Genomic DNA, 18050 nt, shown 5'->3' with positions numbered 1-18050 from the left:
GTGGAGGCGCTTCCGACGGTCGATGACGTCCGCCGTGCCGCGCAGCGGCTGCGCGGGGTTGCGCACCGGACGCCGGTGCTTCGCAGCCGGGCGCTCGACGAGCTGGCGGGCGCGCGGCTGTTCCTGAAGGCGGAGCCGTTCCAGCGCACCGGGTCGTTCAAGTTCCGCGGCGCGTACAACGCGCTCTCGTCGCGGCTGGCCGACGTGCAGGAGCGCGGCGTCATGACGACCTCGTCGGGCAACCACGCGCAGGCCGTCGCGCTCGCGGCGCGGCTGCTCGAGACGCAGGCGCTCGTCCTGATGCCGGACGACGCGCCGGCGAACAAACGCGCCGCGACGGAGGGCTACGGCGCGACCGTCGAGACGTTCGACCGCTACGAGCAGGACCGCGACGAGCTGACCGAGCGCGTCTCGGCCGAGCGCGGCCTCCCCGTGCTGCATGCGTACGACGACCCGTTCGTGATCGCCGGCCAGGGCACCTCCGCGCTCGAGCTCTGCGACGAGGTCGGGCCGCTCGACCTGATGGTCGTGCCGGTCGGCGGCGGCGGGCTGATCTCCGGCTGCGCGCTCGCCGGGCACGGCATGCAGACCGACCTCCGCGTCGTCGGCGTGGAGCCCGAGAGCCGCCCGGCGGCGCGCCGCGCGCTCGAGGACGGCGAGCCGGTCAACGTGCCGGTCACCAGGACGATCGCCGACGGCCAGCAGAGCGCGAACGTCGGCGTCCGCAACCGCCGGATCATGGCCGACCACGTCGACCGCGTCATCGGCGTCGAGGACGCGGAGATCGTCGCCGCGATGCGCTTCCTCTTCGAGCGCCTGAAGGTCGCCGTCGAGCCGAGCGGCGCCTCCGCCATCGCCGCGATCCTCGCCGGGCGCCTCGGCGACCTCCGCGGCGCCCGCGTCGGCGTGATCCTCTCGGGCGGCAACGTCGACGTCCCCCGGTTCACGTCGCTGCTGAGCGCCTAGACGCCAGCCGGGAGTGCGCGCCCACGCGCCGCCTCAGCGGTGCGAAGATGCGCCGAGCGACGATGAGAGCAGTGATCCAGCCTGCTTACGGCGGTCCGGACGTCTTGGAGCTGCGTGACGTCGATGTCCCCGTGGCGGGAGCGGACCAGGTGCTCGTCCGGGTTCGCGCGGCAGGTCTCAACATCGGCGACTGGCATCTCCTGAGAGGCGTCCCGTACGCGGTCCGTCTCGCGGTCGGAGTCCGGCAACCGCGCAAGCGGATCCCGGGGATGGACCTGGCCGGCGAGGTCGAGGCGGTCGGCCCGGGGTGACTGGCCTCGAGCCCGGAGATGCGGTGTTCGGATGGGGCCCCGGCGCGTTCGCCGAGCACGCGCTCGTTCCCGCGGACAACCTGCTGGCCATCCCGAGTGTCCTGAGCTTCGAGCAGGCCGCCGCCGTGGGCGACTCGGCCTTCACCGCTCTCATCGCGGTCCGCGACCAGGGCCGCGTCCGCGCGCGGGACACCGTGCTGATCAACGGAGCGTCGGGCGGCGTGGGGACGTTCGCGGTGCAGATCGCGAAGTCATACGGAGCAGAGGTCACCGCCGTGTGCAGCGGCCGCAACGCGGACCTGGTCCGGTCGCTGGGCGCGAACGAGGTGATCGACTACACGCGCGAGAGCTTCGCCCGAACCGGCCGCAGCTACGACGTCATGCTCGACCTGATCGGCAACCGTCCGCTGAAGGAGTGCAGGCAGGTCCTCGGCCCGCAGGGGACCTACGTCCTCGTCGGCGTCAAGGAGATGGGCCGCTGGTTCGGTCTCGCCCGGCAGGCCAAGGCGATGTCGACGTCGCCGTTCGTTCGCCAAAGGATGCGCGTCTTCGTCTGCAAGCACACACGCGCCGACCTCGCGGTCCTCAAGCAGCTCGTGGAGGCGGGCGACGTCCGGCCCGTGATCGATCAGCGCTTCGAGCTCGGCAGGATCCGCGACGCCTTCGCGAGCGTGGGCAGCGGGCACGCGAGCGGCAAGGTGGTCATCACCGTCGAGAGCCAGGGCGCGGCTGCCAGGCGAGGTCGAGCCCGTTGAAGTCGCCCTCGTCGACGTTGGGCTCCGGCAGCAGAGCGACCTTCTGCGGCCGCCCGCCGAGCCGCAGCTTCCAGAGGCTCGGGTAGACGCGGAAGCTGACGTCACCGGCGGTGAAGCGCAGGGACACCCAGGCGATCCAGCGGCCGTCCGGCGAGAAGACGGGGCTCGTCTCGGCGATGCGCTTGCGGTGCACGATGCGCTGCGGCTTGCCGCGCCCGTCCGCGCGGACGAGGTAGATGTTGCCGCCGCTCGCGCCGCCACCGATCTCGTGCTGGTAGTAGCTCGTCCGGAAGACGAGCCGCTTCCCGTCGGGGGACCAGTCGGGCTCGGCGGCGCCCCTGACGAGGCGGCGGACGAGCCGGCCGCTCGCGGCGTCCACGAGCCAGAGCCCGTCGAGCGCGCCCCAGCCCGAGCGCTGCACGGCGATCCACCTCCCGTTCGGCGACCAGCGCGGGCGCTCCCAGACGCGGCAACCGGTGCTCGGGCTGCACGACTTCGCGCGCAGGACGCGGCGGCCCGACCCGTCGAGCGCGGTGACGACGAGCGTCCCGTCGTCGGAGTAGACCACACGCCGGCCATCCGGCGAGAGCGACGGCGCGACGTCGGGGCGCGGCAACGGACCCTCGTCGCGGCGGTCGCCGCCGGCGGCGGCGACGCTCGCCAGCCGCGTGCCGGGGCCGCCCTCGCGGTAGTCGGAGTCGACGTGCAGGAGCCGCGTGCCGTCCGGTGTCCACTCGGGCGCGTACGTGTCGCGGGCGTCGTCCTCGCCGAGCATCTCGCAGCGCGGCGTGAGATCGCCGGCGCTGCGGCCGAGCGTCGTGAGCGCCCGGATGAACTGCGTCTCCTCGCACCCGTCGAGCGTCACCGCCAGCCGGCCGTTCCCACCCGGGAACGACGCGAACGCGGGCGCGACGAGCAGCGCGGCCAGGACGGCGGCGAGGAGGCTGAGGAGAACGCGAGTCACGTCCCATCCAACGCGGCTGGCACGATGGAGTTGTGGAGAACGAGATCACCCCTGACCACTTCTTCGCCGTCGACATGCGCGTCGGCCGGATCGTCGAGGTCGAGGACTTCCCCGAGGCGCGCAAGCCGGCGTGGAAGCTGCGTGTCGACTTCGGGCCCGAGATCGGGACGAAGCGCTCGAGCGCGCAGATCAAGAACTACGCGCGGGAGGAGCTCGAGGGGCGGCTCGTCGTCGCCGTCGTGAACTTCCCGCCGCGCCAGATCGGTCCGGTGCGCAGCGAGGTGCTCGTGCTCGGATCCATGCGCGGCGACGTGGTGAAGCTCCTCACCCCGGAGCCCGACGCGGAGATCGGCGACCGGATCGCCTGAATCCCGGCTCAACCGGGAGGGCCCACGTGCCGATCATCACGACCAAGATGCTCCGCTACGACCCCGTCACCTTCGTCGTGTCGGTCGCCGAGCCGGTCACCCCGCCCGCGCACGCCCCGCGCCGGCCCGAGCCGCTCGGTCGCGTGCTCGGGACGATCGCCGTGGCCGCGTTCGTCGGGAAGACCGTCGAGGCGCTCGCCGCGCTCAGTCTCCGCCCACGCTGAACAGCGCCTCGAGGTCGTGCTTCGAGAAGGCCTCGAAGGCGACCATCGTCTGCGTCTTCAGCACGCCCGGCAGCGCCGCGATGCGGTGCGTGACGATCTCGGCGAGCTGCTCGTGGCGCGCGAGGTGCAGCAGCGCGACGAAGTCCCACTCGCCCGTGACCGAGTAGGCCGCGCCGACGCCTTCGACGTCGGCCAGGGCCGCGCCGAGGGTCGCCATCGCGTCGCGCTCGGCCTCGATGAGGACGATCGCGTGCGTCACAGCGAGTGGCTCTCCCCCGGGTCGAGCACGACGACCTCGGAGCCGGTGGACGACTCGACGTCCGACTTGAACGCCTGAGCGTCGGTCTCGATCGGCGGGAACGTGTCGTAGTGGCACGGGATGACCTGCCTCGCGCCGACGAACTCGGCGGCGGTCACCGCGTCGATGCGGTCCATCGTGTAGTGGCCGCCGATGCACATGAGCGCGACGTCGATCTGGTCGCCGCGCCCGGCGACCAGCTTGAGGTCGCTGAACAGAGCGGTGTCGCCGAGGTGGTAGACGACCGTGTCGCCGAGCTTGATGAGCAGCCCCGCCGGCGTGTTGACGGTGCCCTTCGGCGTCGTCGACGTGTGCCACGCGGGAACGAGCTTCACCCACCCCCAGTCGAACTTCACGGTGCCGCCGAGGTTCGGGTCGAAGACCTGGTGATCGCCGCCCAGGTCCTCGCCGATCTCCCCGGCGAGCTCGACGATGGCCGTCACCGGCGCGCCCGTGCGCTTGGCGATGTCGACCGTGTCGCCGATGTGGTCGGCGTGGCCGTGCGTGAGGAGGATCGCGTCGGCCTCGACCCGGGCGGCCTCGACGGCGGCCTTCGGGTTGCCGGTGAGGAACGGGTCGATGAGGACCTTCGTGCCGCCCTCCTCGAGCAGGAACGCTGCGTGTCCGAGGAACTGGATGTTCATGGCGAGTCCTCCGTGGTTCGTTGTCTGGCCAGCGCGAGCTCCTGCGCGAGCTCGAGGCCGACGGCGACGCCCACCAGCATCCCCACCCGCGTCTCGTCCGCGACGAACGCCCGCAGGGTGGCGAGCCGCTGGGCCTCGTCGGGCTCGCTCGCCGCGCGCCGGATGGCGGTCTCGTGCGCGCTGTCGAACCACCCGCCCGCGGCGAGCGCCTCGTTCAGCACGCGCTGCAGGCCGGGCGCGGCGTGCGTCACGATCTCCTGCGCATGCGCGAAGCGATCGGGGTCGCCCAGCGCCTCGACGGCGCGGTCGACCTCCTCGGCGGTGTAGGTGGGGCGATCGGCCAAGGGTCGCCGGATGATACGGACCGCCATGATGGCGGCGTGGCTTCCGTCCCCCTCACCAGCCTCTCCCACGGCGCGGGCTGCGGCTGCAAGCTGCCGCCCCAGGCGCTGCACCCGATCGTCGCCGCGCTGCCGCGCCCCGAGCGCTCCGACGTCCTCGTCGGCTACGACACCGCCGACGACGCCGCGGTCATCCGCCTGCGCGACGACCTCGCGCTCGTGCAGACCGTCGACTTCTTCACGCCCGTCGTCGACGACCCGTACGACTTCGGCCGCATCGCGGCGACCAACGCGCTGTCGGACGTCTACGCGATGGGCGGCGAGCCGGTCAGCGCGCTCAACCTCGTCGCGTTCCCGCTCGAGAAGCTCGGCGGCGACGTGCTCAAGGAGATCCTGCGCGGCGGCAACGACGCCGTCACCGCGGCGGGCGCCGCGATCGTCGGCGGCCACTCGATCGACGACCCGGAGCCGAAGTACGGCCTCGCCGTCACCGGCACCGTCCACCCGGACGAGGTCCTCACGAACGCCGGCGGCCGGGCCGGCGACGTGCTCGTCCTCACGAAGCCGCTCGGCGCCGGCGTGGTGAGCACGGCCGCCAAGCGCGGCGCCGCGAAGGGCGACCTCGTGCAGCGCGCCACGGAGGTCATGACGACGCTCAACCGCGACGCCGCGCGCGCCGCCCGCGACGCGAACGCGCACGCGGTGACCGACGTGACCGGCTTCGGGCTGCTCGGCCACCTGCACGAGCTGGCGCTCGCCTCCGGCTGCGCCGCCGAGGTCGACAGCGGCGCCGTCCCGGCGATCGACGGGGTCATGCGGCTGCTGGCCACCGACCGCGCGCTGGCCGGCGGCACGAAGCGCAACCGCCAGTACGCCGAGACGTTCACCACCTGGGCCCCGGGCGTGCAGGCCGCGCGCCGCTGGCTGGTCTGCGACGCGATGACGTCGGGCGGGCTGCTCGTCGCCGTCGGCGAGGAGAGCGCGGACGGAGTCCCGGGCGTGATCGTGGGCCGGCTCACCGACGGCGAGCCGGGGACGATCAGCGTTCTGGCCTGACCCGTGCGATCAACAGGCCGCAGAGGCAGCCGAAGACGATGCCGCAGGCGGTCGCCAGCCAGCTGACCTCCGGCCGCGCCAGCGGCATGAGCGCGAGCAGGACGAACAGCACCGCGGCGCCGAGCAGGTCGGCGTCGTCGTAGTCGCTGTCGCCGCTGCGGCGGCGCTCGAGCCAGATCGGCAGCGCCCACGCGCACAGCAGGCCGAGCGCGCCATACGAAGCGCCCATCTTGAACGGCCCGTCGAAGCCGAGCACCTGCCCGCCCTCGGGCGCGCCCTCGACCGCCTTGACGACGGCCAGCGAGCCGGAGGCGGTGATCAGCCAGATGGCGAGCATCGGCAGCCAGCCCTGCTTGCGCTCGATGAGCCAGCCGAAGACGGCGACGGAGCCGAGCGCGGCGAACTGGTACCAGCTGTTCGCGTGGATGAACGGCGCGGTGAGCACCTGCCACCACTCGCCGAGCGGGTCGAGCGCGAGGCGGTAGCCCTCGTCGCGCAGCGGGATGACGGCGAGCCACCACAGCGCCCCGACGAGGACGAGCGCGATCGTCGCGGTCGGCCGGCGCAGCTCGTCGCCGCGGACGCCCGGGATCTCCCCCGTGCGCAGCGGGCCGAGCGACGGCATCGACGGCGTCCGGCGCCGCTTCTGCGCCGGCCCGAGGTCGTCGCGTTCGATCTTCGGCGCCCGCTTGCGGATCCGCGTGCCGCAGTACGGGCACTCGGTGATGTACGGGCTCACCTGCGACCCGCAGTTCTTGCAGACGACGAAGAGATCCGGGCTGCTCGCCATGCCCCTCCGACTGTACCTCGCCGCCGCCCGTGGCGGACCCCGTACGAGGTGAAGATCCGCCTTATGCGGGCAGCGTCGCGCCGACGATCTCGGCGGTGACCTCGCGGAGGTCGTGGTTGGCGCCGTAGACGACGAGCTGGCGGTGGGCCCCGGTGCCGCGCGCGAGGAGGTCCTCGACGGCGTCGAGCTCGCCGTCGGCGCCGAGGTCCTGCGCATGCTCGCGCAGCCGGTCGAGCAGCCGCCGCGCGAGGTCCTTGGCGGGCACGCGCGACTCCGACGGCAGGTCGACGAGCGCCCCCTCGAGGCCGTGGCGCGCGGCGAGGAACTTGTTCTCGTCGAGCATCTCCCACGGGTAGTCGGAGAGCTGCCCGCCCGCGTCGTAGTGCTCGGCCAGCTCCTTGACCATCGCCTGGATGAGCGCCGCCAGGCCGACGGTGTGCTCGACCCGCGTCTGGCTGTCGCACGCGCGGATCTCGATCGTGCCGAGCCGCGGGTGCGGGCGGACGTCGTACCAGAGGTACGTGTAGTCCTCCATGACGCCCGACCGGCACATGAAGCCGATCCGCTCGGCGTAGTCGTCCCAGCCGCGGTACGCGGGCGGGATGCCCACGCGGGGGAACGCGCGGAAGATCGGCGTGCGGGCGGACATCAGGCCGGTCGCGTCGCCGCGCCAGAACGGCGAGTTGCAGCTGAGCGCGACGAGGATCGGGACGTGGACGCGCATGCCGTTGGCGACGTGGATCGCCTTCTCGCGGTCGTCCAGGCCGACGTGCACGTGCATGCCGAAGATGAGCTCCTGCCGGGCGACGAACCGCAGGTCCTCGATCAGCGTGCGATAGCGGGGGTGACCGACGATCCGCTGGTCCTCCCACAGCGCGAACGGATGCGTCCCGGCCGACCCGATCGCGAGCCCGTGCTCGCGCGCGCGTGTGACGACCTCGTGGCGCAGCCCGCGGAGCTCGCGCCCGGCCTCGCCGATCGTCGCGCACGGGTGCGTCGCGATCTCGCAGACGGACTCCATGAGCTCGGGCTTGATGGTCTCGTCGCCGTCGACGAGGAGCTTCTCGATCGCGTTCTCGAGCGCCATGGTCTCGGCGTCCACGATCATGAGCTCCTCCTCGATGCCGATCGTGTAGCCGGCTGAGGTGAAGTTCTCCTCCATTGGCGGCGCGGAGCCTAGGCGATGGGTACTGTCAAAGGCATGGCCACGACCGCCGAACTGACAACTTCACGCCTCGAGGAGCTCCTCGGGGATGACGCCGCCACGCTCCTCCAGCACACGTGCGAGACGTTCCCGGCGTCGAACCTGCATCTGCCCGGCCCGGACTTCGTCGACCGCGTCTTCGTCGACACCGATCGCCCCACGACGGTGCTCCGCAACCTGCAGTGGCTCGCCAACTCGGGCCGCCTCTCCGGCACCGGCTACGTGTCGATCCTGCCCGTCGACCAGGGCATCGAGCACTCGGGCGGCGCGAGCTTCGCGCCGAACCCCATGTACTTCGATCCGGAGAACATCGTCAAGCTCGCGGTCGAGGGCGGCTGCAACGCCGTCGCCTCGACGCTCGGCGTGCTCGGCGCGGTCAGCCGGAAGTGGGCGCACAAGTTCCCCTTCATCGTGAAGCTGAACCACAACGAGTTCCTGTCGTATCCGAACGCCTACGACCAGATCATGTTCTCGTCGGTCCAGCGCGCGTACGAGATGGGCGCCGCCGGCGTCGGCGCGACGATCTACTTCGGCTCGGACGAGTCGCGCCGCCAGATCGTCGAGGTCGCGCGCGCCTTCGAGGAGGCGCACCGGCTCGGCATGTTCACCGTGCTCTGGTGCTACCTGCGCAACTCGCAGTTCAAGATCGAGGGCACCGACTACCACCTCGCCGCCGACCTCACCGGCCAGGCGAACCACCTCGGCGTCACGATCGAGGCGGACATCATCAAGCAGAAGCTGCCGGAGAACAACAACGGCTACGGCGCGGTGAGCGGCCTCAACGGCGCGTACGGCAAGACGAACAAGCTCGTCTACGACAAGCTCACCACCGACAACCCGATCGACCTCACCCGCTACCAGGTCATGAACTGCTACCTGGGCCGCGCGGGGCTCATCAACTCGGGCGGCGCGTCGTCGGGCGAGAGCGACCTCGCCGAGGCGGTCAAGACGGCGGTCATCAACAAGCGCGCCGGCGGCATGGGGCTCATCTCGGGCCGCAAGGCGTTCCAGCGGCCGATGGACGACGGGATCGCGCTCCTCAACGCGATCCAGGACGTCTACCTGTCGCCGGAAGTCACGATCGCGTAGCGGAACTGCAACGACGTGTGCGCCGCGACCGGGCGGCGCACTAGCGTCGCCGGGCGATGCGTCTCCGGCGACTGATCCCGCTCCTCATCGCGCTGGCCATCGCGGCCGGCGCGCTCGTCCCGCGGGGCGACGGCGCGCCGGAGGAGCGGGGCCGCGTCGACCGCGTCGTCGACGGCGACACGCTCGTCGTCGACGGCCAGAAGGTCCGGCTCATCGGCATCGACACGCCGGAGTCGGTCAAGCCCGGCGCGCCGGTCGAGTGCTTCGCGAAGAAGGCGAGCGCGTTCACCGCGCAGCTGGTGGACGGCAAGCGCGTGCGGCTCGAGACCGACGTCGAGAGGCGCGACCGCTACGGGCGCCTGCTCGCCTACGTCCGGCGCGCGTCGGACGGCCTGTTCGTCAACGCAGAGCTCGTGCGCCGCGGGTACGCGACGACGCTGACGATCCCGCCGAACGTGCGCTACGCGAAGCGCTTCGCGGCGCTCGCCCGGGACGCGCGCGAGCACGGCCGGGGGCTGTGGTCGGCGTGCCGCGGGTCCGGGGAGGGATAAGCTCCGTCAAGCACATGCGGATGCGGCAGAGCCTCAACCAGCTGGAGCGCGCGTTCCTCGAGGAGACGCAGGTCGACCGTGCGCGCCGCGAGGCGCTGCGCCGTCAGGCCGCGCACCGCTCGCGTCAGCGGCAGATCGAGCGCGTGCACAAGCGCGGCACGCTGCGCTTCACGATCCTCGTGCTCGTGCTGCTCGCCACCGCGGTCATCGTGACCGTGGCGATGTTCCGCACGCTGTACCTCGTGATGGGCTGACAGCCCGCCGGCGCCGGACGAGCGGCGCGGCGGTCGCGCCTCCCGAGCGCGACCGCCACGTCACTTCCGTCCTACGCCGTCCCGCCCAGGCGATGGAGCGCCCGGTCTACCTCCGATCGGGCGTCACCCTCGCCGTCGGCCAGACCTCGCCTCTCCTGCTGGATCTCGAGGTAGACCTCGCGACGGAACACAGGCACGTCCCGCGGCGCCTGGATCCCGATGCGGACCTTCTCGCCCATGATCGACAGCACCGACACCTCGATGTCGTCGCCGATCATGATCGACTGGTTTGACTTGCGCGTGAGCACGAGCACTGTGGTGGCACCTCCCTGCCTTGCCGAGCCCCGGGGATCCCGGTTGGTACTCCCCGTTCGCGGGCTCGCGACAACATCCTACGTAAGGCACCAACGGCGGTCACGCCCGGACCTTGCGCTAGTCTCCGGCGCGCTTTGGCCCGACGCTCACTTCGCCCGCACCTGAACCAGATCCGCAGTTGGGTCCGCCAGGGGCGGACCGATGCGTGGATCGCCCATCAGCTGGAGGTCACCGTCCAGCAGATCCAGTCCTTCAAGCGTGAACAGGGGCTGGAGCCCGACGGCGACGCCGAGACCGGCGCGCCCGGGACCGACTTCGACGACGAGATCGACCTCCGCGCCGAGGACGACGCGCTCATCGCCGCCGAGCTCGAGGCGGCCGAGGCCGCCCGTGCCGAGGAGGAGGCGGCCGAGGAGGCCGCCGCCGGGGACGAGAACGGCGACGACGAGGACGAGGACGACGAGTCCAAGCCGCGCCGCCGCCGCGGTCGTCGCGGCGGTCGCCGGCGCACCGGCACGCGCGGCGACGGGGGCACGCTCGAGGCGACGTTCGATCACGGCGAGGAGGGCTACGGGTTGTGGCTCGATCCCGCCATCGTCGACAACCCCGTGTACGCCGAGCACTGGGCGGGGCACCGCCCGGTCGAGGTCACGATCGAGGAGGACCAGATCGTGATCAAGCGCGCGGGCGCCGCCGACGACGAAGACTGAGCGCGGCGCGTGCTCGACCGCGCGCTCGCGTTCCTGTGGGCGCTCGCGGAGTCCTGCGCCGACGAGATCGAGGCGGTCGCCCCCGGCACGGTGCTGCGCACGCCGTCGCTGCCGGCGAAGTGGGGCCTCAACGCGCTGCGCATCGAGGGAGACCACCTCTCGCTCGGCGTCCCCGAGCTGAGCGCGCTCGCCGACGCCCATCTCGCGCACGTCCCGTACCGGCGCATCGAGATCGAGGACACGCGCGCCGCCGCACGGCTCGAGGCGCCGTTCCGCGCCGCGGGATGGACCGTCGAGCGCGAGGTGCTGCTCGGGCTGTCGGGCCCGCCCGACCGCAGCGCCGACACCGGCGCGGTGCGTGCCGCCGCCGCCGAGGACCTCCGGCCGCTCGAGGTGGCGTGGATCGACGAGGACGGGCACACCGCCGACACGGAGGACCTCCTCGGCGCGTGGGACCGCGAGCACCGGGCGCGCCCCGAGCTGCGGTTCGTGATCGACGACGATCGCGGGGTCGCGGCGATGGCGGTGCTGCGCTGGCACGGCACGACCGCGCAGATCGAGGACGTCTACACGCGCCGCGACGCGCGCGGGCGCGGCTACGCGCGGGCCCTGCTGACGCAGGCCCTCGACGTCGCCCGCGAGCACGGCCATCGCCACGTCTTCCTGGTCGCCGACGCCGATGACACGCCGCAGGAGCTCTACCGCAAGCTCGGCTTCACCGAGATCGGGCGCCGGCTCCGCGCGAAGCGGACGCTCTAGCGGTCGCCGCCGGGGGGTGGCGTCTCAGCCCCGCTCGAGCCTCCGGCCGCCCGCGTAGTCGGTCGCCTCCCTGAGGTAGCGGGCGAACGCGGCGTCGGCGACGAGGCGCGGGTCCCACGCCCACGGATCCTCCGGCGCGGCGTTCGTGGCGATCTCCATCGCCCAGTCGGTGCCTTCGCGCTCGTACAGCGCCACCAGCTCGGTCGAGGAGAAGGGGCCGCCGAGGCGGCGGCGCAACTCGGCGAGGACGCGGTCGACGACGCGGTCGAGGACCGGTCGCTGCTCGGGCGGCGCCTCGCGCAGGCGGCGCTCGCCTTCCTGCCACTGGAACGTCGCGGTGTCGAACGGGCTCACCGGCCCGAGGGTAGGCCCTCCACGACGAACGCCCGCTCGCCCGGCTTGAGCATGCCGAGGCGGCGCGCCTCGCGCTCGAGTACGACGGGGTCGTGCAGCCCGCGCTGGCGCGCGCGCAGCTCGGCGTTCTCCTTCTCGAGCTGGGTCAGCTCGGCAGTGCGGCGGCCCTGCTCCTGCCACGTCGACACGTAGTTCCGCAGCGGGTTGATGTAGAGCGCGATCACGCCGAGCAGGACGAGCAGCAGCGCCACCCGCCCGACGCGGTCCCAGCGGACGCGCGCGGCGGGCCGGCGCAGCGCGGAATGCGGAGTGGCGGCCATCCACCGCGCAGTTCGTGCCGGCGGCGGAGAACCCTTCTTCTCCGCCGCCCCGCCGCACGAGGTCTTGCGCCGGTCAGCCGTTGCCCTCGATCACCTCGGGCGAGTCGCTGCCGGTCGAGATCTCCACCCGCCGCGGCTTCGCGCGCTCGGCCACGGGGATGGTCAGGGTCAGCACGCCGCGGTCGTACCCGGCGGAGATCCGGTCGGCGTCGAGCTGGTCGCCGAGCAGCAGCTGGCGGGTGAACGTGCCCTGCGGCCGCTCGGCCACGAGGATCTCGTCGCCCTCCTCCTGCTGGAAGCGCCGCTCGGCGCGCACGGTCAGCGTGTTCTCCTCGACGGTCAGGTCGATCGAGGACGCGTCGACGCCCGGCAGGTCGAAGTGGACGACGAACGCGTCGCCGCGGCGGTAGGCGTCCATCGGGAACGAGCGCGCGGCCTGCTGGCTGGCCTGCGCCAGCTCGTGCCACGCACGATCGAAGTCGCGGAAGGGATCGAAGCGCATCAGCATGGGAAGGACGACTACCCGATGTGCCGTCTCTTCGGGCTTCACGCCGGCCATGAACCGGTCACCGCGCGCTTCTGGCTGCTCGACGCGCCGGAGTCGCTGCTCCGGCAGAGCCACCGGAACCCCGACGGGTACGGGCTCGGGACGTTCCTGCCGGACGGCACGCCGGTCGTCGAGAAGGCGCCCATGCCCGCGCATGACGCCGAGCCGTTCGCCTGCGAAGCGCAGCGCCGCCGCTCCCCCGTGTTCCTCGCGCACGTCCGCTACGCGTCCGTCGGCAAGCTGACCCCGGCCAACACCCACCCGTTCGTCCAGGACGGCCGGATCTTCGGCCACAACGGGGTGGTGGGCGACCTCGAGCTCGTCGACGAACGGCTCGGCGCGCTCGAGGACGACCTCGTCGCCGGGGACACCGACAGCGAGCGCCTCTTCGCGCTCATCACCCGGGCGATCCGCGAGGAGGGCGGCGACGTCGCCGCCGGGATCACGGCGGCGACGCGCTGGCTCGCCGAGCACGTCGAGCTCTACAGCCTGAACTTCGTCCTCGCGACGCCCGCGGACCTCTACGCGCTGCGGTACCCCGAGGGCAACGAGCTCTGGATCCACGAGCGCAACCCGGCCGTGAGCGCCACGCGCGCGCTGGAGAAGGACTCGCCCGAGGGCACCATGCACTTCCACTCCGACGAGGCGGGCGACCGCCCGGTGGTCGTCGTCGCGAGCGAGCGCATGGACGAGAACCCGGCCTGGCGGATCGTGGAGCCGGGGACGCTCGTGCACGTCGACGCCGACCTCACCGTCACCGAGGACCTCATCCTCCCGGACCCGCCGGCCAGGCCGATGGAGCTCACCGGCCGGGCCGCGGAGTCGCAGGCGCAGGAGAAGATGCCCGCCTAGCGGCGGAAGACCGACCGCCCCGGGTACGTCGCGTCGGCGCCGAGCTGCTCCTCGATGCGCAGCAGCTGGTTGTACTTCGCGACGCGGTCCGACCGCGAGGGCGCGCCCGTCTTGATCTGGCCGCAGCCGGTCGCGACGGCGAGGTCGGCGATCGTCACGTCCTCGGTCTCGCCGGAGCGGTGCGACATGACGGCGGTGTAGCCCGCCTCGCGCGCCATCGAGATCGCGTCGAGCGTCTCGGTGAGCGTCCCGATCTGGTTGACCTTGATGAGGATCGAGTTCCCGACGCCCGCGTCGATGCCGCGCTTGAGGCGCTCCGTGTTCGTCACGAAGAGGTCGTCGCCGACGAGCTGGACGCGGTCGCCGATCCGGTCCGTCAGCGCCTTCCAGCCGTCCCAGTCCTCCTCGTCCATGCCGTCCTCGATCGAGACGATCGGGTACTTGTCGCACAGCGTCGCCCAGAGGTCGGCCATCTCCGCCGAGGAGAGCTTGCGGCCCTCGCTGGCGAGGTCGTAGATGTCGCCGTCGCGGATCTCGCTCGTCGCCGGGTCGAGCGCGATGACGACGTCCTCCCCCGGCGTGTAGCCGGCCGCCTCGATGCCGCGCACGAGCGCCTCGAGCGCAGCCTCGTTGGACGGCAGGTCCGGCGCGAAGCCGCCCTCGTCGCCGACCGCGGTCGACAGCCCCTGGTCATGGAGCGTCTTCTTGAGGTGGTGGTAGACCTCGGCGCCCATCCGCAGGCAGTCGCGAAACGACGTCGCGCCCGCGGGGACGACCATGAACTCCTGGAAGTCGACGGAGTTGTCGGCGTGCGCACCGCCGTTGAGGACGTTCATCATCGGCACGGGCAGGATGTGCGCCGCGTCGCCGCCGAGGTACCGCCACAGCGGCTGGCGCTCCTCCGCCGCCGCCGCGTGGGCGGCGGCGAGCGAGACGCCGAGGATCGCGTTCGCGCCGAGGCGGCTCTTGTTCGGCGTGCCGTCGAGGTCGATCAGCGCGCGGTCCAGGCCGCGCTGGTCGAGGACGTCGAAGCCCTTCAGCGCCCCGGCGATCTCGCCGTTGACGTAGCCGACCGCGTTCGAGACGCCCTTGCCGAGCCACGCGTCGCCACCGTCGCGCAGCTCGGTGGCCTCGAACTCGCCGGTCGACGCTCCGCTCGGAACGGCCGCGCGGCCGGTCGCGCCGGAGCGCAGGGCGATCTCCACCTCGACGGTGGGGTTGCCGCGGCTGTCGAGGATCTGGCGGGCGTGAAGGCGTTCGATGTCACTCATGGGCGGCCCGGAACCTATCGGCTGCGGCGCGCAGCGCGAGCTCCGGGTCGACCTTCAGGCGGCGGGCGCGATCGACCACCGCGAAGAGCAGCTCGCCGATGCCGTCGAAGTCGTCCGCGGCGCCGGCGAGGGCCTGCAGGTCGGCCTCCGGGGCGTCGATCCCGGCCGTCTTCGCGCGTCTTTGCACCTTCCTCGCGTAGAGCGGTCCCGGCAGGTTCTCGGGCACCTCGCCGAAGATCCCCTGCTCGCGGCCGGGCTCGGTCTGCTTGATCGCGTCCCAGTTGCGCAGGACCTCGCCGGCCGTCTCGGCCTCGGTCTCCCCGAAGACGTGCGGGTGACGGCGGATGAGCTTCTGGCGGCAGTGCTCGGCGACGTCGGCCATCGTGCCCGCGCCGCGCTCCTCCATCAGCAGCGAGAGGAAGTGGACCTGGAACAGCACGTCGCCCAGCTCGTCGAGCAGCTTGGCGTCGTCGCCGCGGTTGGCGGCGTCGGCGAGCTCGTAGGCCTCCTCGACCGTGTGGGGGACGATCGAGCGCTCGTCCTGCTCGCGGTCCCACGGGCACTCCACGCGCAGCTTGCGCGTCAGGTCGTCCAGCCGGCCGACCGCGTCGGTGATGTCCTGGCGCGTCACGATCCGCACGCTACCCTGAACGCCAGCCACAGCCGTCGGATCGGCGGTCGTGGTCCTCGTCGCAACGGCGGCAGTCGGGAGCCTGGTTCAGCAGGGCACCCGGCGGGGCCGAGCTCGTCGCTCACCCCTGCCTTGGCCGCCACCCTCCCCACCTCCACCACCCCAGCGGGCGCCGTCGCTCTGCGCGAGCTCGGCGACGACTTCCGGGCCGCGTTCCCCGACTGCGACCAGCAGCTGGCCGACCGCGTCGCGCACCTCCCCGCGCTCGACATCGCCCCCGGCCCCTGGACGCCCCCGCCGGACGGCGACCGGCCGCGCGCCGTCGTCGTGGTCGACGGCGCGCTGCTCCGCACGGTGGCGATCGCCGGGCGCCGCTTCGCGCAGGTCGTCGACGCGGCCGACGTCGTCGACCCTTGGCTCGACTACGACGGCAGCGTTCCCGCCGCGTCCACCTGGACTGCGATCGAGCCCGTGCGGCTCGCCGTCCTCGAGACCAGGTTCGACCGGCTCGCCGAGCGCTGGCCCGGACTGCTCTCCGCGCTGCACCGGCGCGCGGTCGACTACGCCACCCGCACCACGGTGCACGCCGCCATCCTCGCGCTGCCGACGATCGAGCAACGGGTGCTCGGCGTGCTGTGGCACGTCGCCGACCGGCGCGGGCGCGTCTCGTCCGATGGCGTGTCGATGCGGCTCCCGCTCACCCACGCGCAGCTCGGCGCCCTGTCCGGCGGCCTGCGCCCGACGACCTCGCTGGCGCTGCGCCGGCTGGAGGACGCCGGCCACGTCCGGCGGCGCGACGACGGCACGTGGGTGATCGCGCATGCGTCGCGAGCGCTTCTCCGTCGCCAACCCGGGTAGTCCCGGGACAGTGACCGAAGGCGACACGAGCAACATCGCGAGCGCGGTCTCGTCGGCGATCGTCGCGCTCTTCAAGCAGCACTACGGGCGCGGCCCCGAGCGGGCGCGGACGTTCCTCAACGGCGAGTACGTGCTCACCGTGCTCGAGGGCGGCCTGACCCGCAACGAGGAGACGCTCGTCGCGGCCGGGCAGGAGAACGTCGTCCGCGGCTACCGCCTCGCGTTCCAGGAGGCGATCTCGGCCACGATGACGACGACGGTGGCCGAGCTGACGGGCCGCAGGGTCGTCAACTACCACAGCCAGATCGTCTTCCACCCGCCGCGCGGGTTCGAGATCTTCGTCCTCGACGAGCCGGTCGCCTGAGAACGACGAAGGGCCGCCGTGGCGGCCCTTCGCGTGATCAGCTGATGAGGACGGCGCCTACGGCTGCGGCGTGGTCGACGTCTGCGCGCCCGGCGCGGCCGTCGTCGCCGTGGTCTTCTGCTTCGGCGCGTTCTTGCAGTCCTGCGTGACGTAGCCCTTGCGGCAGTTCGTCTTCTCCTTCCACTCCTTCTGGAAGTCCTTGATGAACGCGTCGAGGGCCTTCTGCTGGTTCTCGGAGGCGAGGATGCCCTTGATCGTCGCCGAGGCCTGCTGCTCGGTCTGCTGGCTGGCCTTCGTCACCTTCGTGACCTCGAAGACGTAGTAACCGAACTGCGTCTTGACCGGGCCGACGAGCTTGCCCTTGTCGGCCTTGAAGACGGCCTCGTCGAGCGCCGGCTCCTGCTGGCCCTTGGCGACCGCGAGCAGCACGCCGCCCTGCGCCTTGGAGGCCTGGTCGATCGAGTACTTCTTCGCGGTGGCCTTCCAGCTGTCGCCGCTCTCGAGCGCCTGCTTGGCCTCGTTCGCCTTGGCCTGCGTCTTGGTCAGCACGATGCGCAGGTCGCGGCGCTCGGGCTGCGCGAAGCGCTGCTTGTTCTTGTTGTAGTAGTCCGTGATCTGCTGCGGCGTGACCTTGTCCTTGCCCTTGGTCACCTTCTCGCGCAGCTTGTTGGAGAGCTGCTCGAGCCGCACGCGGAAGAGGACGTCCTCCTCGGTGAAGCCGGAGGTCTTGAGGAACTTCTGGTAGTCGGCTTCCTTGGGGAACGACTGCTTCTTCTGCTGGTCGAAGGCCTTCTTGACCTCGGCGTCAGTGACCTCGATGTCCTGCTGCTCGGCCTCGCCGGAGACCCACTCGTTCTGGATCAGGAGCTGCATGACCTGGTCGCGCAGGCCCTCGTACTCCTGCTGGCACTGGTTCTTGTAGTCCTTGTCCGTCGGCGTCGGCTGGCCCTTGGCCGGCTTCGGCGCGTTCTTCTTCTTCGCGGCGACGCAGGCCGTGTAGTCCGGCGGCTGCGGGATCTGGACGGTCGGAGCCTTGTTGCCCTGGGTGGCGCCCTGCGACGAGATCGCAGCGATCTTCATCCAGTGGTCGAAGGTCTCCTTCTTGATCGTCGAGTCGCCGATCTTCGCGACGGAGTCGCCCGGGAGGCTGTCGCCGCCACATGCAGTGAAGGCAGCGGCGGGCAGCGCGAGGACGCAGACGGCCGCCAGGGCCCTCCGGGGCATGCGGCGGCGGGGGGTGCTGGCGTGGTTCAT

General features: G+C 72.0%; 27 protein-coding genes. 14 read left to right on the top strand and 13 right to left on the bottom strand.

The genetic code is table 11. The features are described from left to right. The 3 genes from AC1UE4_RS17855 to AC1UE4_RS17845 all read left to right on the top strand — a co-directional run bounded on the left by AC1UE4_RS17855 (position 1) and on the right by AC1UE4_RS17845 (position 2032). A complete protein-coding gene (locus AC1UE4_RS17855) occupies positions 1-966 on the top strand; it encodes a pyridoxal-phosphate dependent enzyme (protein WP_482918660.1) in 966 nt (321 codons plus the stop codon). Between the two features lie 71 nt (positions 967-1037). Beyond that, entirely contained in the window at positions 1038-1277 is a 240-nt protein-coding gene (locus AC1UE4_RS17850; RefSeq protein ID WP_482918659.1) for an alcohol dehydrogenase catalytic domain-containing protein, read from the top strand. Next, positions 1274-2032: an NAD(P)-dependent alcohol dehydrogenase gene (locus AC1UE4_RS17845; RefSeq protein WP_482918658.1), complete on the top strand. Its 759-nt coding sequence runs from the start codon at positions 1274-1276 to the stop codon at positions 2030-2032. Before AC1UE4_RS17850 ends, AC1UE4_RS17845 begins: the two co-directional genes overlap by 4 nt. Here AC1UE4_RS17845 and AC1UE4_RS17840 read toward each other — a convergent pair. Continuing rightward, entirely contained in the window at positions 1983-2996 is a 1014-nt protein-coding gene (locus AC1UE4_RS17840) for a TolB family protein (RefSeq protein ID WP_482918657.1), read from the bottom strand. The genes AC1UE4_RS17845 and AC1UE4_RS17840 overlap by 50 nt on opposite strands. A gap of 32 nt (positions 2997-3028) precedes the next feature. Here AC1UE4_RS17840 and AC1UE4_RS17835 point away from each other — a divergent pair, with 32 nt between their 5' ends. Both AC1UE4_RS17835 and AC1UE4_RS17830 read left to right on the top strand, forming a co-directional pair. After that, entirely contained in the window at positions 3029-3364 is a 336-nt protein-coding gene (locus tag AC1UE4_RS17835) for a tRNA-binding protein (protein WP_482918656.1), read from the top strand. A gap of 47 nt (positions 3365-3411) precedes the next feature. Next, positions 3412-3588, top strand: coding sequence for a hypothetical protein (locus AC1UE4_RS17830; RefSeq protein ID WP_482918655.1), 177 nt, complete (start codon positions 3412-3414; stop codon positions 3586-3588). Here the strand turns inward: AC1UE4_RS17830 and AC1UE4_RS17825 are convergent. The 3 genes from AC1UE4_RS17825 to AC1UE4_RS17815 are packed head-to-tail and all read right to left on the bottom strand — an operon-like array spanning position 3569 to position 4874. After that, positions 3569-3847, bottom strand: coding sequence for an Lrp/AsnC family transcriptional regulator (locus AC1UE4_RS17825; RefSeq protein WP_482918654.1), 279 nt, complete (start codon positions 3845-3847; stop codon positions 3569-3571). The genes AC1UE4_RS17830 and AC1UE4_RS17825 overlap by 20 nt on opposite strands. After that, entirely contained in the window at positions 3844-4530 is a 687-nt protein-coding gene (locus AC1UE4_RS17820; protein WP_482918653.1) for a metal-dependent hydrolase, read from the bottom strand. Before AC1UE4_RS17820 ends, AC1UE4_RS17825 begins: the two co-directional genes overlap by 4 nt. After that, a complete protein-coding gene (locus AC1UE4_RS17815) occupies positions 4527-4874 on the bottom strand; it encodes a hypothetical protein (protein WP_482918652.1) in 348 nt (115 codons plus the stop codon). Before AC1UE4_RS17815 ends, AC1UE4_RS17820 begins: the two co-directional genes overlap by 4 nt. 36 nt (positions 4875-4910) lie before the next feature. Between AC1UE4_RS17815 and selD the strand changes: the two genes are divergently transcribed. Continuing rightward, positions 4911-5927 (top strand): selenide, water dikinase SelD, encoded by a 1017-nt coding sequence (gene selD, locus AC1UE4_RS17810; RefSeq protein WP_482918651.1) that lies wholly within the window; start codon positions 4911-4913, stop codon positions 5925-5927. Here selD and AC1UE4_RS17805 read toward each other — a convergent pair. Both AC1UE4_RS17805 and AC1UE4_RS17800 read right to left on the bottom strand, forming a co-directional pair. Beyond that, entirely contained in the window at positions 5911-6717 is an 807-nt protein-coding gene (locus tag AC1UE4_RS17805) for a rhomboid family intramembrane serine protease (RefSeq protein WP_482918650.1), read from the bottom strand. The genes selD and AC1UE4_RS17805 overlap by 17 nt on opposite strands. Positions 6718-6778: 61 nt before the next feature. Further along, complete coding sequence (locus AC1UE4_RS17800; RefSeq protein WP_482918649.1) at positions 6779-7879, bottom strand: carboxylate-amine ligase; 1101 nt, start codon at positions 7877-7879, stop codon at positions 6779-6781. Between the two features lie 39 nt (positions 7880-7918). On the opposite strand from AC1UE4_RS17800, the gene AC1UE4_RS17795 reads away from it, so the two are divergent. From AC1UE4_RS17795 to AC1UE4_RS17785, 3 genes are read left to right on the top strand one after another with little or no spacing between them, the layout of a single operon-like run. Continuing rightward, positions 7919-9010, top strand: a complete 1092-nt coding sequence (locus AC1UE4_RS17795; protein WP_482918648.1) for a class I fructose-bisphosphate aldolase — start codon at positions 7919-7921, stop codon at positions 9008-9010. A gap of 56 nt (positions 9011-9066) precedes the next feature. Beyond that, positions 9067-9561, top strand: coding sequence for a thermonuclease family protein (locus tag AC1UE4_RS17790; protein ID WP_482918647.1), 495 nt, complete (start codon positions 9067-9069; stop codon positions 9559-9561). Between the two features lie 14 nt (positions 9562-9575). Further along, positions 9576-9815, top strand: a complete 240-nt coding sequence (locus tag AC1UE4_RS17785; protein ID WP_482918646.1) for a hypothetical protein — start codon at positions 9576-9578, stop codon at positions 9813-9815. A 71-nt stretch (positions 9816-9886) separates the two neighbouring features. Here the strand turns inward: AC1UE4_RS17785 and csrA are convergent, their stop codons facing one another. Further along, the gene (gene csrA, locus AC1UE4_RS17780) at positions 9887-10129 is read right to left on the bottom strand and encodes a carbon storage regulator CsrA (protein ID WP_482918645.1); all 243 of its coding nucleotides are present in this window, start codon (positions 10127-10129) and stop codon (positions 9887-9889) included. 135 nt (positions 10130-10264) lie between these two features. Here csrA and AC1UE4_RS17775 point away from each other — a divergent pair, with 135 nt between their 5' ends. Together AC1UE4_RS17775 and AC1UE4_RS17770 are read left to right on the top strand one after the other, a co-directional pair. Further along, positions 10265-10840 carry a hypothetical protein gene (locus AC1UE4_RS17775; protein WP_482918644.1) on the top strand — a complete coding sequence of 192 codons (576 nt, stop codon included), beginning with the start codon at positions 10265-10267 and terminating at the stop codon, positions 10838-10840. Between the two features lie 9 nt (positions 10841-10849). Beyond that, positions 10850-11599 (top strand): GNAT family N-acetyltransferase, encoded by a 750-nt coding sequence (locus AC1UE4_RS17770; protein ID WP_482918643.1) that lies wholly within the window; start codon positions 10850-10852, stop codon positions 11597-11599. A gap of 24 nt (positions 11600-11623) precedes the next feature. Here AC1UE4_RS17770 and AC1UE4_RS17765 read toward each other — a convergent pair whose 3' ends face one another. The 3 genes from AC1UE4_RS17765 to AC1UE4_RS17755 form a co-directional block, all read right to left on the bottom strand. Continuing rightward, complete coding sequence (locus AC1UE4_RS17765; protein WP_482918642.1) at positions 11624-11953, bottom strand: hypothetical protein; 330 nt, start codon at positions 11951-11953, stop codon at positions 11624-11626. Further along, positions 11950-12273, bottom strand: coding sequence for a septum formation initiator family protein (locus AC1UE4_RS17760; RefSeq protein ID WP_482918641.1), 324 nt, complete (start codon positions 12271-12273; stop codon positions 11950-11952). Before AC1UE4_RS17760 ends, AC1UE4_RS17765 begins: the two co-directional genes overlap by 4 nt. Before the next feature lie 73 nt (positions 12274-12346). After that, the gene (locus AC1UE4_RS17755) at positions 12347-12781 is read right to left on the bottom strand and encodes an Hsp20/alpha crystallin family protein (protein WP_482918640.1); all 435 of its coding nucleotides are present in this window, start codon (positions 12779-12781) and stop codon (positions 12347-12349) included. Between the two features lie 18 nt (positions 12782-12799). Between AC1UE4_RS17755 and AC1UE4_RS17750 the strand changes: the two genes are divergently transcribed. Continuing rightward, entirely contained in the window at positions 12800-13672 is an 873-nt protein-coding gene (locus tag AC1UE4_RS17750; RefSeq protein WP_482918639.1) for a class II glutamine amidotransferase, read from the top strand. Here AC1UE4_RS17750 and eno read toward each other — a convergent pair. Continuing rightward, positions 13669-14943, bottom strand: a complete 1275-nt coding sequence (gene eno / locus AC1UE4_RS17745) for a phosphopyruvate hydratase (protein WP_482918638.1) — start codon at positions 14941-14943, stop codon at positions 13669-13671. The two genes, AC1UE4_RS17750 and eno, sit on opposite strands and share 4 nt — an antisense overlap. Further along, complete coding sequence (locus AC1UE4_RS17740; protein WP_482918637.1) at positions 14936-15574, bottom strand: MazG nucleotide pyrophosphohydrolase domain-containing protein; 639 nt, start codon at positions 15572-15574, stop codon at positions 14936-14938. Before AC1UE4_RS17740 ends, eno begins: the two co-directional genes overlap by 8 nt. A gap of 132 nt (positions 15575-15706) precedes the next feature. Between AC1UE4_RS17740 and AC1UE4_RS17735 the strand changes: the two genes are divergently transcribed. Together AC1UE4_RS17735 and AC1UE4_RS17730 are read left to right on the top strand one after the other, a co-directional pair. Next, on the top strand, positions 15707-16432 hold the full coding sequence (locus AC1UE4_RS17735; RefSeq protein ID WP_482918636.1) for a Crp/Fnr family transcriptional regulator: 726 nt from the start codon (positions 15707-15709) through the stop codon (positions 16430-16432). 10 nt (positions 16433-16442) lie between these two features. Continuing rightward, positions 16443-16796: a Na-translocating system protein MpsC family protein gene (locus AC1UE4_RS17730; RefSeq protein WP_482918635.1), complete on the top strand. Its 354-nt coding sequence runs from the start codon at positions 16443-16445 to the stop codon at positions 16794-16796. 57 nt (positions 16797-16853) lie between these two features. On the opposite strand, the gene AC1UE4_RS17725 is transcribed toward AC1UE4_RS17730, so the two are convergent. Then, on the bottom strand, positions 16854-18020 hold the full coding sequence (locus AC1UE4_RS17725; RefSeq protein ID WP_482918634.1) for a peptidyl-prolyl cis-trans isomerase: 1167 nt from the start codon (positions 18018-18020) through the stop codon (positions 16854-16856). Positions 18021-18050 lie beyond the last annotated feature (30 nt).

Source organism: Parviterribacter kavangonensis, from assembly GCF_056863335.1.
Note: the sequence above shows the minus strand (reverse complement) of the source record. Positions and strands in the feature narration are given on the sequence as shown.

Bases quoted from the DNA above. Each gene is read 5' to 3' on its own strand.
- AC1UE4_RS17785 (WP_482918646.1), top strand. From the start codon at position 9,576: ATGCGGATGCGGCAGAGCCTCAACCAGCTGGAGCGCGCGTTCCTCGAG.
- AC1UE4_RS17760 (WP_482918641.1), bottom strand. From the start codon at position 12,273: ATGGCCGCCACTCCGCATTCCGCGCTGCGCCGGCCCGCCGCGCGCGTC.
- AC1UE4_RS17795 (WP_482918648.1), top strand. From the start codon at position 7,919: ATGGCCACGACCGCCGAACTGACAACTTCACGCCTCGAGGAGCTCCTC.
- AC1UE4_RS17820 (WP_482918653.1), bottom strand. From the start codon at position 4,530: ATGAACATCCAGTTCCTCGGACACGCAGCGTTCCTGCTCGAGGAGGGC.
- eno (WP_482918638.1), bottom strand. From the start codon at position 14,943: ATGAGTGACATCGAACGCCTTCACGCCCGCCAGATCCTCGACAGCCGC.
- AC1UE4_RS17800 (WP_482918649.1), bottom strand. From the start codon at position 7,879: ATGGAGGAGAACTTCACCTCAGCCGGCTACACGATCGGCATCGAGGAG.
- AC1UE4_RS17725 (WP_482918634.1), bottom strand. From the start codon at position 18,020: ATGCCCCGGAGGGCCCTGGCGGCCGTCTGCGTCCTCGCGCTGCCCGCC.
- AC1UE4_RS17830 (WP_482918655.1), top strand. From the start codon at position 3,412: ATGCTCCGCTACGACCCCGTCACCTTCGTCGTGTCGGTCGCCGAGCCG.
- AC1UE4_RS17805 (WP_482918650.1), bottom strand. From the start codon at position 6,717: ATGGCGAGCAGCCCGGATCTCTTCGTCGTCTGCAAGAACTGCGGGTCG.
- AC1UE4_RS17750 (WP_482918639.1), top strand. From the start codon at position 12,800: ATGTGCCGTCTCTTCGGGCTTCACGCCGGCCATGAACCGGTCACCGCG.
- AC1UE4_RS17790 (WP_482918647.1), top strand. From the start codon at position 9,067: ATGCGTCTCCGGCGACTGATCCCGCTCCTCATCGCGCTGGCCATCGCG.
- AC1UE4_RS17755 (WP_482918640.1), bottom strand. From the start codon at position 12,781: ATGCTGATGCGCTTCGATCCCTTCCGCGACTTCGATCGTGCGTGGCAC.